Raw genomic sequence first — 13,907 nt, 5'->3', positions numbered from 1 at the left:
TCGTCTTCCCCTGTCTCCCTTCAATCTGTATGGTCGGCCGATGCAGTTGACCCGCTAGGAGCTGCTTCTGATGAATCTCTCCCCAAGAAGGACTCGATTGCATGCAGCAGCTGCGGAAGATCGTCAACTAACGGTGAGTGACCGCATCCTGTCAATGGAACGAACTCCGCAATGTCTCCCAGATCAGCCAGCGTCTCTCTCGTCATCACCTCAGTAATAACTAAATCCTGCATGCCCCGCAGAACCAAAACGGGGGCTTTGATTCGTTTCACAGCCCCGCTTCCCGGAGATGCTTCATGATCAAATACACTCACGTTAAACGTGTTCAGCGCATGATACACATCCATCAGATTACGCTGCGTCAAAATATCGTCTATATAGGTTTCGTATCTTGCCTCTTCCGGTTGATTTCGATCATAGATAACGGCCTCATACAATTGCTTCATAAACCGGCGATCCCGACGTATGTTTGCAGATTCGATGAGGGTATTGCGAGCCAATGATCGAATACCTTCGATGGTCGTAATCCGGCGCGTAACATCTGGCAGGCCGTTCGATCCGTCCTCATAAAATGGATAACCACGAGTCGAGACGCTTGCCAGTAGCACCAGCCGTGTTACCTCATCAGGATAAGCGGCTGTATACTCCATTGCCACCCCGCCACCAGTCGACCAACCAATGAGGGTGAAACGAGTTAGTCCGAGTAAATCGACCCATTGCTTCACATCTGCAGTGAAATCAGATAAGGATTCAATCGGCGTATGATAGGTAGAAATACCAAACCCACGCAGGTCGACCGCATACAGCTTATACCGAGCACCCATCTGTTCCAGCACGACATCCCAATGGCAGGACGAATTCATGTTGCCATGAATCAGCACAACTACCTCATCGCCGCCATCACGTTCACGGTATCCGAGTGTTTCCCCATTTGGCAATTCAACGGATTTTACATGAATCTTCATGCTTCGTCCCCCCATCTTAAGGTGAGTGCGCCCCACGCATACCCGATGCCCGCAGCTGCTAATACAACAATGCTGCCCGGTTGAATCAACTTCCGTCTTACGCCTAATTCCAGACATAAAATCGGATCGAATTGACCGATATGACCATAGTCCTCTAAATAAACGGAACGTTCTTCAGGAATCCCTAAGGAGCGCAGCACGAATTCATGTGCGGATCGTTTCATATGAAGCAAGCCTATAAAATCAATATTCGAGACCATATATCCACTACCCTGAATGGCTTGTTCCACCACCTGAGAGAATCGCTGCATCGACACCGCATCCAGTCGCGACTTCATCCGTTCTGGATCTGGGACTCGGAAGCAAGCCTGACCTTGCGCCAATAGCTCAGCCGTCAATGGCTGCTTCGTTCCCCCTGCTTGAATGATGACATCTTGCGCAAATGATCCATCCGTAATAATTGCTGAATCCAGCACCTCTGGATACGAAGGGCCAGCCCCACGCTGGAGCAGCATCGCTCCGCCGCCAGCACCCAAGTTCGCCATGAAGCGAGTGTTCGGATCCGTTAAGTCAATCAGGTCGCCGTTGCGATAGCCGCCAGCAAGCAGCACAGTGCGAATACGAGAATCCCCCAACATCATCGACTTCGCTGTCCGAACAGCCATAATTGCCGTACAGCATCGGGAGCCCATATCGAAGCCCCACGCATTTACAGCTCCAATCTCATGCTGCAGTTGAAGAGCCGCCGTCCATACCGGGTATTCCTTGTATTCTTCACCGATATATATAATGAGATCAATTTCCTCAGGCGCGATCTGGGCACGACGAATCGCTTCCTCCGCTGCTGCAACCCCCATCGCGCAGGGATGATCATCAGGCCCTGGGACAGGCTTCTGCCGGATGCCCAGCTTCGACTCCACAATATGCTGAGGAATGCCTGACGCTTCTGCAATATCACCGCTAGTCATTTTCTGGTCAGGGATGTAAGTTCCTACGGACAACAGACGGACGATCGACTGCTCATTCTTTTCTCTTTCATTCATTCCGTTCTCGTTCATGCGCGTCATTCCCCCGCTTCATCATCAGCTGCATATAGCCAACCGCTTCCTCCCATGAAGCAACGGTCTGCTCTTCCTGGCCCTGTACATAGGTAATTCGGATTCGCCAATCGTCCAATCCCTCGGTCTCCTGCCGTATCCGGCAGCGGACGACAAAGGAACCGACCACAGAGGTATCCTCAACCAAATGATGTCGATTGTCCTGATTTCGACTGTCATGAGCCTCCAAGTGCACATCCTCTTCCAAGTGCTCCGCAGCCGTGTCCTTCTGCCTGCGAGAAGTCATCCTGCCTCCTCCTTCCCATGCCGTGATGCTGTCTCCGTAGGAGACGAAGAGGCTCTCCTTCCTCTCCGCTTCATCCACCACATTCGGAGCGTTCCGGTTATGCCTGCTGGGAAGATGAGCACGACGACAATGTAGAGAAGGCCAAAGAAAATAATCCATCTCTCGAATATGGGGTGGAACTTAGCCAGCTCAGTTAGGCCATGGTGCGCCCATTCAATAATCGCTGAGCCAATAATCGCCCCAAATAGTGTCCCAACGCCGCCAATAATCGTCATCAGAAGCGCGTTCAAGGTCATATCCATCGCGAACACCGTCGTATTGACGAATCGCAGTGTCAGCACATACATGGATCCGCTAATGCTGGCGACTACACCTGCGACTACACTTGCAAACACCTTGTAGTGGATGATCTCATAGCCGAGCGAAGCGGTTCGCTGCTCATTTTCACGTATCGCCATCAACACACGACCGACGGGGGATTGCGTGAACCTTCTGAGCAGCATATAGATGACAACCATCACAGCGAGCGATACCATGTACAGCACCGTCCGATCCTTTAGCTCCGAGGGAATCGGGAACGTGAAGCCGTCATTTCCTCGCGTCAGAGACCTCCACTTCTCCGCCAAGACAAGCAGCAATCCGGAAAAGGCCAACGTAAGCATTGCGTAAAAGTGATTCTTCAAACGCAAAGACAACATGCCTACCAGATAGCTGAGCAGCGCCGACAAAATCACACCTGCTGCAATCGACAGCAGCAAGACTCCGATGTTGGCCCCCATCCGATCGAGCATGACACCAGTTGCGTACGCACCAATACCGAAGAACATACAATGACCGAATGAGACAATGCCTGTATAACCGAGCAAAATGTCGTAACTCATCGCAAAAACAGCGAAGATGCAAATTTGCGTCATAATAATGAGGAAGCTGCGCGAGTCATTGATCCACGGCAGCACGGCAAGTCCAATGACGAGCAGAAGGAACCATTTCGTTCCGATGTTTATATGTCTCATTACGCTCCCCCCTTCGCCCCGAACAAGCCTGAAGGCTTAATGAGAAGGACAACCACCATCAACAGCATATTGCCTGCAAGCGACAAGTCCGGCACATAATAGGCCATAAATGCTCCCGACAAGCCAACTAACAGTGCCGCCAGTGCAGAGCCTTGGATGCTCCCCATGCCGCCAATGACAACGACGATGAAGGCAAGAATGGCAAATTGCATGCCCATTTCGGCAAAGATCACTCCTGAGTATGGAGCAAGCAGTACGCCTCCCAGTGCCGCCAGACCTGCCCCAACCATAAATACAAGCGTGAATACACGCCGAATCGGAATGCCTAGCGCTTGAACCATTTCCGGATTCATAACGCCTGCGCGCACGATTAGACCAATCTTCGTACGCTTCAATATGAACAATAATCCGCCGTACACGAGCGCACCAATTACGATGATGAAGATTCGGTATTTAATTAGAATCACTCCGCCAACTTCCCAGCTTCCGCTGAGTATAGGCGGGGCATCCGCCTTAAGTGGATTCGGGCCGAATACAACTTTGAGCAATTCACTTAACACAAGCATAACGCCTAGCGTGACCAGAATCTGCTGCACATGATTGCCGTACACGGGCCGAATGACAATGCGTTCCATCATGAAGCCAAGCAGCATTCCAACAAGAATTGCCCCCACAATCGCCAAGACGAATGAGCCCGTTGCCGCATACAACCACACCCCGCTATAGGCACCCCAGGCAAACAAGCCGCCGTGCGCGAAGTTGAGCACGCTCATAAGTCCGAATATAAGTGTCAGCCCCGACGCGAGCAGGAAGACGAGCATTCCGGTCGCAAGCCCATTAACAATCAGATTGATGAACCCGTTCAATACATACTCCCTCCTCTTTGGCGCATCGGTTACGCAATGCCCAAATACTTCCGCCGTGTCTCCTCGTCATAACGCAGTTCATCCATCGTTCCTGCCTTCACGACGCGCCCTTCGTCCATCATGTAGTACGCGCTTCCAATGCGGCTCGCCATAAGGAAGTTCTGCTCAACTAGGAGCACGGTCGTCTTCTCCTTCATCTGCTGGATAGCTTCCATCAGCTTCTCCACCATAATCGGGGCAAGCCCTTTGCTAGGTTCATCGATGAGGAGCAATTCATTGTCGTTCACATATGCCCGGGAGATCGCCAGCATCTGCTTCTGCCCTCCACTCAAGAGCCCACTCTTGCGGTTCCAGAAGCGGCGCAGATCTGGGAACAGCTCCATTGTCCATTCCAGCCGAGCAGCAGCCTCTTCGCTATTCCCTCTCATCGCAATACGCATCGTTTCTCCTACCGTTAGATCCGTGAAGATTCCCTGATCCTCTGGAACATACCCGACCCCTTTGCGAGCAATGAGATGCGTCGGAAGCTGATCCAATCGTTCTCCCTTATAGTGGATTTCTCCCTTGGATGCCGGATTCAATCCCATAACGGAACGCAGTGTCGTCGTCTTGCCCGCCCCATTGCGGCCAAGCAGTACGGTAATCCCACCAGCCTTCACTTGGAAGGTGACCCCTTGCAAAATGTGAAACTGTCCGATATACGTTTCAATTTCATTCACCTGCAGCAGCGTCATCATACAACCCTCCCAAGTAAGCAGACTGTACCAATTCATTATTCATAATCTCATCCGGATGACCATCTGCAAGCAGCTTCCCATTAAACAGAACGGCGATCGTATCGGATAAATCCAGAACCATCTCCATCTTGTGCTCAATGAGTAATATCGTTCGATCTTTGGCATCCTTCACCCGACGGATCACTTCCATAATCGCTGGAACCTCTTCCACTGATATGCCAGCCGTCGGTTCATCGAGCAGAAGAAGCGACGGCTGGAGCGCTAGCAGCATCGCTAGCTCCAGCTTGCGCTTCTCTCCATGCGCCAAGTGCTTCGCTGTAGCACCGCCTCTTCCTCCAAGCAGCACCATTTCGAGCCAATGCTCCGCTTCTTCTTCAAACTGACGATACGCTCGCAGTGATCGATACCAATTCATGCGAACACCATGTCTGGATTGGACAGCAAGCCGTACATTCTCCATCACCGTCAGATTGGGGAATACATTCGTGATCTGAAAGGATCGCCCCATCCCAAGCCTTGTCCGTTCGAATGGGGGCAGCAACGTCACGTCGCGCCCCTCGAATTGGACCTGGCCAGAAGTTGGCCGCAGTTCGCCGCTTAACAAGTTGAACAGGGTCGTCTTACCTGCACCATTTGGTCCAATGATTGACTTGAAGCAATTACGCTCAACGGTGAGGTTCACTTCCTGTACTGCGATATGTCCGCCGAACGCAATCGTCAAATCTGTTGTGCTCAAAATCTTATCCACCGCTTGGGACGAATGGGAGCGGCGAGCTCTATTCGTCCCCTGTTCAATCGGCAGCGACTCGGCCGTCCTGAGGTTGTTCTCCGCTCCGCTCATGTCCCGACCTCCTAGTTAACGTTTGTTGCGAATCGGCGGTGCCGTCTCTTCTGGCGACAGTTCACGGATAAGTACAGGAACCGGATAATCGGTACCATCCTTCTTCTCCAGCTTCACCGCATACATCGTCTGCAGTGCTTGGTGATCTTCCGCTCGGAACGTCATCTTGCCCTTCGGCGCATCAAATGTCATTCCTTCCATCGCTACAATCAGCTTGTCGGCAGTCGTATCACCGCCCGTCTTCTTCACCGCTTCCACGATCGCGATCGCTGCTGACATGCCTCCAGGTGTGAACAAATCTGGCAAATCTCCATTGAATCGCTTCGTATGTTCTTCTACGAGCCATTTATTCACATCATTGCTCGGAAGTGAATGGTAGTACACCGAGAAGCCTTCCATCCCCTCCAGCTCCTGCATTGTCTTCAGAGCCGCGATATCCGGAGCTCCAGTAGACAGTTTGATGCCTTGCTCCGTTACCTTCATATCCTTAAGCTGCTTCCACGGCGTATTCGCTCCCGCCCATACTACGAACAAGTAATCCGGTTTTGCACTTACAATTTTCTGAATGTTCGCGGTAAAATCCGTTGCAGTAGCGTCCGCGTACTGCTCTTCTACAATTTCTGCACCAAGCTTGATCGCTGCTTCCTTGAACGCCTTAATGCCATCGCGTCCGAACGCGCCATCCGGTGCGAACGTTGCAATCTTAACGCCCTGCTTCGCTATCGCCGCCGCGCCTGCAACCGCGTCCTGCGAGGAATTGCGTGCAGTGCGGAATACGTATTTGTTCCACAACTCGCCTGTAATGCTATCCGCAACAGCCGGCTCGACGACCATAATCTTCTCGTATTCCTCAGCAAGCGGAAGAACCGCTAATGTATCCCCTGAGCTGGATGAACCAACAAGGAAATCAACCTTATCGGTTTCAAGCAGCTTGGTTGCCTTCTTAACGGCTACGTCCGGCTTCGTTTCCGTATCTTCTACAATGAATTCAACTGGCCGTCCATCGATCGTCTTCGTACCTTGTGTGGCATAGTCGATGCCAAGCTCGAATCCGCGAACCGTCTGTTTGCCGTAACTTTCAAGCGCCCCCGACATGGAAGCAAGCACTCCGATCTTGATTGGCGTCTTATCTCCATCGGACGATTTCTTCTCTTCCGTTTGATTATTCTTGTTCTCTGTCGATGCTGCACCATTGTTCTCTTGCTTTGCGGAGTTCCCTCCCGCATCACTTCCACTGCTTCCACAAGCAGCTGTCAGCAGCAGGAGCAAGGACATGAAGCTGAGCAGCAATAGTCTTGACATCTGTATGCGAACCGCCCGTTGCTTATCATGGCTGCGATGTAATTGTTGCTTCTGATTGCTTGTTTCACGAATAAATAACTGTGTCATAGACACCAAAAACCCCCTTACGAATCATTTCTCATTCATCATAAGAGGGTATAGTTACAAATGAGTTGCATCGGTTAGGAAACCGCAGCACGACATACTGCCAGCTTAATCAACAGATAAGCAAGCAACATTCCGCAGCAGATCCCTCTTAATCGTCATCACTCAGTATTACACTCGATATGTCCCGAACAAGTTCTCGGATATCCTTCATCGGCTCGATCCCTAGCTCTTCCTCCAACGCCTTTCGGCATTTGTTGTACCAGCGCAAAGCTTGATTGCGATTGTTCATTTGAAGATGACAAGCAATCAGGATTCGGTACGCCTCTTCCCAGCAGCGATCTTTCGCTACAATCGATTCCGCCCAGCGGATCGCCTTGTCGAAGGTATTCATAGCCGCATAGTGGCAAGACAATCTCTCTGCTCCACGCATGAACAACACTTGCAAGCGTTCCCGTTCCTCAATGCACCAATCCTCGTAACGGCGTTCAGGCATATAGTCGCCTTCATAGATAAGGAGCCCTTCCTCCAGCAGTTTGATTGCCTGCTCCACATCGCCAGCTTCAAGCCCTTGTTCGATCGCCATCTCGAAGCGATTGGCGTCGAGCACCCAGCCCGCAGCCGGATTCAATTGATAGGTGGTTCCCCGCCTAATGATGTAATAAGGGTTCGAACGAACACGACGATGCGGTTCCAAGGCCGTATTCAAGGCATTTAGCGCCACCTTGAAGTCTCGATTGGCCGCCTTCTCCTCTGATTGAGGAAACAGAGAATCCAGCAGTTCTTCCTTCGTCAACGAACGAGTCCGTCTAGTCACCAGAAGCTGGAACAGCTCTTTTGCCTTGCCACGCTGCCAGTCTTTGTCCGACAACTCGATATCGCCAAGCTGGACGACAAAATTCCCAAGCGTATGTATATACAAGGTATATCCAGGGTGGTACGTAAGCTGATCTAGTCCTAATTCCGTAAGCATCGTCGATGCGTAGGAACGGCAAATATCAAGTCGTACCGCTTCAATAAGCAGCGGAATGAGCTGCTGCGTGTCGCTCGGCCCGAACAATGTACGCCGCGTGATCAGGAACGAGTAGCCTTCCCGCTCCGTCCGCGCCAAAAAGCGCTCCATCGCAACCGCGAACTTGCTGTCCTGCTCTGTCCGATAGGCGCATAATGCGAGCCACATCTCAACAGCAGCGCTGCCGAATCCATCACCGCAAGCGAGGAAACGTTCACTACATTCACGGAAAACATCCTCGGCTTCGGCATACCGATTCGCGTTGAACAGTGCAATGCCCATGCTCAGCCTAATTAGCGAGGTGAGCCAGCCATCATTCGCGAATTGCGTCTTCTCCCAAGCACTATGCCCGTATCGTAGAGCCGTATCCGTTGAACGAGCTCTGCCGAAGAGCAAGCAGAGTCCCATATATGGCTCAGCGCTGCCGCGCTTCACTTCCAGCCGTTCCATGATTGACAGCGCCGCCTGATAGCAATCAGCAGCTACCTTCGCATCATACTTCCCAGTCAGCTGCGCAGCATGGCCCATTCGCATCCATCCGCAAGCCTCTACGAAGGGCGCCTTGAAGCGAATGCCCTGCATCATTCCCGCTTCTGCCGCCTCCTTCGCCGCAACTGGCTCTCCGCACATACTGCTGATAAGCGAGAGCAGCAGATCAATCTCGCGGTGCGAGCGGGATAATGTCTTGGAATGGTAGCTAAGCCCGCGGAAGAGCGAACCCTGTTCCTGTTCCATCATCTGGGCATGCATTAGCTTCGACTTTGCCTTGTGCAGTCTGCCGGTACGGAGGAACAACCGCGCTTCAAGCAGCCAGTCTCTTCCCTCTGCGTGGATATGAATAGCCCGATCGTACCAGAGCTGCGCTTCTGTTCCTCTGCCCGCATTAAGCATATTTTCAGCCATCAATGTATATAAGCGGCCAAGACGCTCACGCTCGCCCGTTCGAACCCTTCCACCTGATTCATAGCTTGAATGCCGCAAGTTAACGCTTTCAATTCGATCTACATGCATGATCCGGCCTCCATAGAGCGACTCTGCAATTGCAATCGCACGCTCCAGCAGAGGCTCTGCCTTGCCAGGTTGTATCGTATCCAGAAATAAGAGAGCTTGCCCTTCAAGGGCCATCATCTGAACAATGCGATTGCTGGCACTATCTGCTTCATATTCGGCTATGCGGTATTGGGCTGACGCCTCTTCATACTGGCAGCGATAACGCATAATATCCCCATGCAGCACATGCAAATATGGGTATCTTCGCCTCGTACGCTCTGGAATCGTCAGCAAGGAGGCATGGACGAATTCCAAATGACCGCCCTGTATCAACTCTTCGCCCCCATCCTGCAGCAGCAGTGCCGTCTCTTCGGCATCCTGCAGCACCATCGCCTGTGCCATCGCCAGATCATAGCGGCCGCGCGATGCGAAGATGTGAATGGCCTGCTTCGCCAAAGACACGTAACGATCATGCTGTCTTCTCAACTGATCGAGCAGGAATTCACGGAACAGGGCATGATAGCGGAACTGCTTGTCATCGACTGCTGACAAGAAGCCGCTGCCGCACAGCTCAAACAACAGGGCATGTGAACCGCTTCGCCCGCATACGGCATCACACCAGTCACCGGTAAGCTCGTCAAAGATACTCGTCTCCAGCATGAAGGAGCGCATCGACAAAGATTGCTTCTGGAACAGCTCCAATGCCAGAAACTGAAACAACTCCTCCATCGTATCTCTTGGCGCCCGCAGAAGTTCTTCTAGCGACCCATTGGAAGACAGCAGCCGCTGCCATATAAGCTGCACCGCAATAATCCAGCCTTCCGTCTGCTTATAAATCCGCTCAAGCTGCTGCTTCGTAAGCGGGTACCCGTAATAATCGCTGTACAACACTTCAATTTCTTCTTCATTGAATGCAAGCTCTTCCTTGCCAATTTCCAGTACATGGCCTCGGATGCGCAATGCAGCTAGACCATCCCACTGAGGCTTGGCGCGTGAGGAAATGACGATGCCCATCTTGTCGCAATCAGGCAAATAGGACACAACATACTGCATCCATTCGTCAATGCTTGTAGTCGGTTCGACGAGGTGGTAATCATCAATGATTAATATCGTCCGCTTTGAAAGCGATACCAACTCATTCAAAAATAAGTCTGCCAAGGCAATGATATCTTCACTGCTGTTCCGATTTCCACCGCTGTGCAGCTCAGCAAGCAGCGATTCCCCAAAATCGGGAACCGCTTGCCGCAACGTATAAATGATATGGGATACAAATGGGATAAAGTCATTGTCTTGGGGAGATGCTCCGTACCATGCATACGTCATGTCCGAGGAGCGCAAATAGGCGGACAGCGCCGTCGTCTTGCCGAATCCCGGACCAGAGGTCAATATGGTGAGCGGGAAATCTGTAATGCGGGTTAGCACTTTAGCAAGACGAGGACGGTGGAGCAGCTGCTTCTTCAGAGGGGGCGGCATTAATTTCATTTTAAGCACGCGGCCTTCTTTCATGCAGAACCTCCAATTCCTCTATTTTCCAATGTTGTCCTGTATATTGTATCACAGTTATACCTGCTTCAAGCACTTTTACAAAAAAATGAGCGGCTGACCTCGGTCAACCGCCAAACCATGCTTTCATTGCCTTTTTGTCCAGCTTGCCCACTACTGTCTTTGGAAGCTCTTCAGTGAGAATAAAGCGCTTGGGCACTTTATACTTACCAATCCTCGCTTGACAGTATTGCTTGAGTTCTTCTTCCGTCAAGGAGGAGATCTCTCCTGTACTGACAGCGGCAACGACAACTTCGCCCCACTTCGAATCTGCTATGCCAAGCACAGCTGCTTCCAGCACCTTCGGATGGCTCTCGAGAATATGCTCCACTTCAAGTGGATATACATTCTCTCCTCCGGTAATAATCATATCTTTCTTCCGGCCAACAATATAGTAATAGCCGTCCTCATCCCTTCGAGCCAGATCCCCCGTCAACAACCATCCATCCTGCATCGTCTCTTCCGTTGCCTGCGGATTGTTCCAATAATGAGAGAACAAATGACCTCCCCGAAGCACCAGCTCTCCGACTTGACCTGCTGCCAGCACGCGCCCGTCAGATCCAATAATCCTTGCCTCTCCGAGCAGCATCGGCACGCCTACCGATCCGGGCTTCATTCTAGCCGCTTCCGGCTCGATTACGAAATTGTTTGGACCAGACTCTGTCGCGCCGTATCCTTCCTTAAAAGGCAAGCCTCTAGCATGAAATGCTTCATATACGGATAATGGACACGGGGCACCTCCCGAGAGAAAGGTTCGCATATCCGGAAACATATCATTTCTAAATGAATCGCACTGAACGAGCAGATGATACATCGTCGGCACCATTAACACAATCGTACAACGTTCTTCCCGAAGGAGCCGGATCATGTCATCCGCTTGGAAATTGCGCACGAGCACGACCGTTCCCCCAGCCATAAGTACAGGGAATGTCAGTGCATTAATGCCTCCAGTATGGAACATAGGCAAGATCGTCGGCGTAACGTCCGATTCGTTCAACTGCCAGCTAATTACCGTGTTCGCCGCATTCCAGAATACAGAGCCATGCGACAGGACAACCCCCTTCGGTTTCCCTGTTGTTCCCCCAGTGTAGATCATGAGCCATGGATCATCGAGGCAGATTGCTTCCTGTGCCAATATGTCACGAGGTTGTGCAGGCTCATCTGCCGTTGCCCCGGCTGCAATCTCAGCAGATGCATCCTCGATTGCATTGAATGTCGAACTCCCCGGCTGTTCACATTGGGCCTCCGCCTGTTCATGCAGCAGCGCAGACACATCCAATACTTCTACGCTTCTTTCTTGTAATGCTTCAGATAGAGCAGCAAGCGAAGGAACCGTTCGATCATAAAGCAGCACCTTCGGCGAACAGTCCCGTACAATTTCATGCAGCTCTGCTTCCGCGAGCCTCCAATTCATTGGGGCGGCAATCGCGCTCAACAGTCTGCAGGCAAGCAGTGCATCCAGCATCTCAGCCTGATTTAGCAGCAGTACAGCAACCCGATCCCCAGCGCTAACACCATGATGCTGCAGTACAAACGCCAACTTCCTTGCACGGCATGCAAGCTCTCGATACGTGTATCGATTCCCTGTATGAGCGTCTACGACCGCGACTTTATCCGGCGTCTTCTCGCAGCGATGCTCGAACCAGTATGCAGCACTGTCCACCGTTTCAAAGCTTCGCCATGAATGCTGTCGTTCCGATTCAGCCCCGCTCGACGATGACAGCGACACCATGACCGCCTCCTACACAGAGCGCAGCCGCGCCGTATTTCACCTTTCTCCGCTCCATCTCGTGAAGCAGTGTCACAAGCACTCTTGTCCCGCTGGCACCAATCGGATGTCCGAGCGCAATCGCGCCTCCGTTCACATTGACGATCTCTGTATCAATGCCCAGTTCCTCGGTAACAGCCAGCGCCTGTGCCGCAAAAGCTTCATTGATTTCGAACAGTTCAATATCCTGCATGCGCAGGCCTGCCCTGTCAGCAGCCTTCCGCAGCGCAGATACAGGTCCGAGTCCCATCCATTCCGGCTCCACGCCTACTGCTGCATAACCGCGCATCACCGCGAGGGGTGATAAATTACGCTTCACAGCTGCTTCCGAGCTGCACAAGACAACAGCAGCTGCCCCATCATTAATCCCGGACGAATTGCCCGCTGTAACCGTGCCATTGCTAAGGAAGGCAGGTTTCAGTTTGCTTAAATTGTCCATGGTCATGCCATGGCGAGGGTGCTCATCCGTATCCACCGTCCGGAAAGCCCCCTTGCGTTCAGGTACTCGGATTGGAATGAGCTCAGCTTCGAATCTTCCATCACGCATCGCTGATTCCGCACGTTGTTGGCTCTTTAGTGCAAATGCGTCCTGCATGTCACGTGTGATATGATAGCGTTCCGCTAATTTCTCTGCGGTAATGCCCATTGGCTGCTGTAGAAAGGCACAGGTCAGTCCATCATGCAGTACAGTATCCAACAGCTCCCCGTGCCCGTACTTATATCCCTGTCTTGCCTGCTTGAGTATATAGGGAGATTGGGTCATATTCTCCATTCCGCCAGATACGACGATATCTGCATCACCCGTCCTGATGTTCTGTGTCCCCAGCATGACAGCCTGCAGCCCTGATCCACAGACTAGGTTGACCCCCGTCGCTGGTGCATGGATAGGGATGCCCGCCTGTAAAGCCGCTTGTCGTGCCCCATTTTGACCAACTCCAGCTTGCAGCACCTGTCCCATCCATACTTGATCCACATGTTCTCCCATGATGCCAGCGCGGCTGCAGGCCTCTTGAATAGCAGCTGTGCCCAGTTCCACTGCAGTCACATCCCGATAATTGCCTTGAAATGAACCGATTGGCGTGCGTGCCGCCCCCATTATCCACACTTCATTCATCTATTCCACCCCACGTTCAGGATTTATGGCTGCCGCTTGCAGATATGTCCTGCAATGTTCAGAGGCTAACCCCCTCCCCAAATGCCCGTTCACCCGCAAGCCTGTATATCCACCATTTCCAGTAAACGCGATGACAGTTGCAAATCAGTTGCATAACGTTACAGACATGAACGCACTCCATGACCTTGCTCTTCACAAGGGCTATTTCGAAATAGATGCGACCGAGAAGAAGTGAACCGATAGGACAACAAAAAAGCACTCGAACCGCGACGCGGTTCAAGTGCTCTCCGTAATTTGTATATATTTATTGCATCCGTAACGCCGCACCT

Annotated in this window: 11 protein-coding genes; all 11 read right to left on the bottom strand. The window is 51.9% G+C overall.

All coding sequences use genetic code 11. The features are described 5' to 3' along the window. Window positions 1–20 precede the first annotated feature (20 nt). On the bottom strand, window positions 21–965 hold the full coding sequence (gene phaZ, locus RQP50_RS25270) for an intracellular short-chain-length polyhydroxyalkanoate depolymerase (RefSeq protein ID WP_315747097.1): 945 nt from the start codon (window positions 963–965) through the stop codon (window positions 21–23). After that, window positions 962–2,023 (bottom strand): 3-oxoacyl-ACP synthase, encoded by a 1,062-nt coding sequence (locus tag RQP50_RS25265; protein ID WP_315747096.1) that lies wholly within the window; start codon window positions 2,021–2,023, stop codon window positions 962–964. Before RQP50_RS25265 ends, phaZ begins: the two co-directional genes overlap by 4 nt. Continuing rightward, window positions 2,001–2,309, bottom strand: coding sequence for a hypothetical protein (locus RQP50_RS25260; RefSeq protein WP_072730685.1), 309 nt, complete (start codon window positions 2,307–2,309; stop codon window positions 2,001–2,003). Before RQP50_RS25260 ends, RQP50_RS25265 begins: the two co-directional genes overlap by 23 nt. Next, a complete protein-coding gene (locus RQP50_RS25255; protein WP_028533713.1) occupies window positions 2,306–3,322 on the bottom strand; it encodes a branched-chain amino acid ABC transporter permease in 1,017 nt (338 codons plus the stop codon). The genes RQP50_RS25260 and RQP50_RS25255 overlap by 4 nt, the downstream gene beginning before the upstream one ends. Continuing rightward, window positions 3,322–4,188 (bottom strand): branched-chain amino acid ABC transporter permease, encoded by an 867-nt coding sequence (locus RQP50_RS25250; protein ID WP_072730686.1) that lies wholly within the window; start codon window positions 4,186–4,188, stop codon window positions 3,322–3,324. Before RQP50_RS25250 ends, RQP50_RS25255 begins: the two co-directional genes overlap by 1 nt. 29 nt (window positions 4,189–4,217) lie before the next feature. After that, a complete protein-coding gene (locus RQP50_RS25245) occupies window positions 4,218–4,922 on the bottom strand; it encodes an ABC transporter ATP-binding protein (protein ID WP_072730687.1) in 705 nt (234 codons plus the stop codon). Next, window positions 4,900–5,766 carry an ABC transporter ATP-binding protein gene (locus tag RQP50_RS25240; protein WP_394358437.1) on the bottom strand — a complete coding sequence of 289 codons (867 nt, stop codon included), beginning with the start codon at window positions 5,764–5,766 and terminating at the stop codon, window positions 4,900–4,902. Before RQP50_RS25240 ends, RQP50_RS25245 begins: the two co-directional genes overlap by 23 nt. Window positions 5,767–5,781: 15 nt before the next feature. Beyond that, the gene (locus RQP50_RS25235) at window positions 5,782–7,161 is read right to left on the bottom strand and encodes a substrate-binding domain-containing protein (protein ID WP_315747095.1); all 1,380 of its coding nucleotides are present in this window, start codon (window positions 7,159–7,161) and stop codon (window positions 5,782–5,784) included. Window positions 7,162–7,303: 142 nt separating this feature from the next. Continuing rightward, the gene (locus RQP50_RS25230; protein WP_315747094.1) at window positions 7,304–10,660 is read right to left on the bottom strand and encodes a BTAD domain-containing putative transcriptional regulator; all 3,357 of its coding nucleotides are present in this window, start codon (window positions 10,658–10,660) and stop codon (window positions 7,304–7,306) included. 103 nt (window positions 10,661–10,763) lie between these two features. After that, complete coding sequence (locus RQP50_RS25225) at window positions 10,764–12,428, bottom strand: class I adenylate-forming enzyme family protein (protein ID WP_315747093.1); 1,665 nt, start codon at window positions 12,426–12,428, stop codon at window positions 10,764–10,766. After that, the gene (locus RQP50_RS25220) at window positions 12,397–13,578 is read right to left on the bottom strand and encodes an acetyl-CoA C-acetyltransferase (protein ID WP_315747092.1); all 1,182 of its coding nucleotides are present in this window, start codon (window positions 13,576–13,578) and stop codon (window positions 12,397–12,399) included. Before RQP50_RS25220 ends, RQP50_RS25225 begins: the two co-directional genes overlap by 32 nt. Window positions 13,579–13,907 lie beyond the last annotated feature (329 nt).

The sequence above is a fragment of the Paenibacillus suaedae genome (genome assembly GCF_032337355.1).
In the GTDB taxonomy this organism is placed as follows: Bacteria; Bacillota; Bacilli; order Paenibacillales; family Paenibacillaceae; genus Paenibacillus_B; species Paenibacillus_B suaedae.
This window is presented reverse-complemented; position numbering and strand designations above follow the sequence as displayed.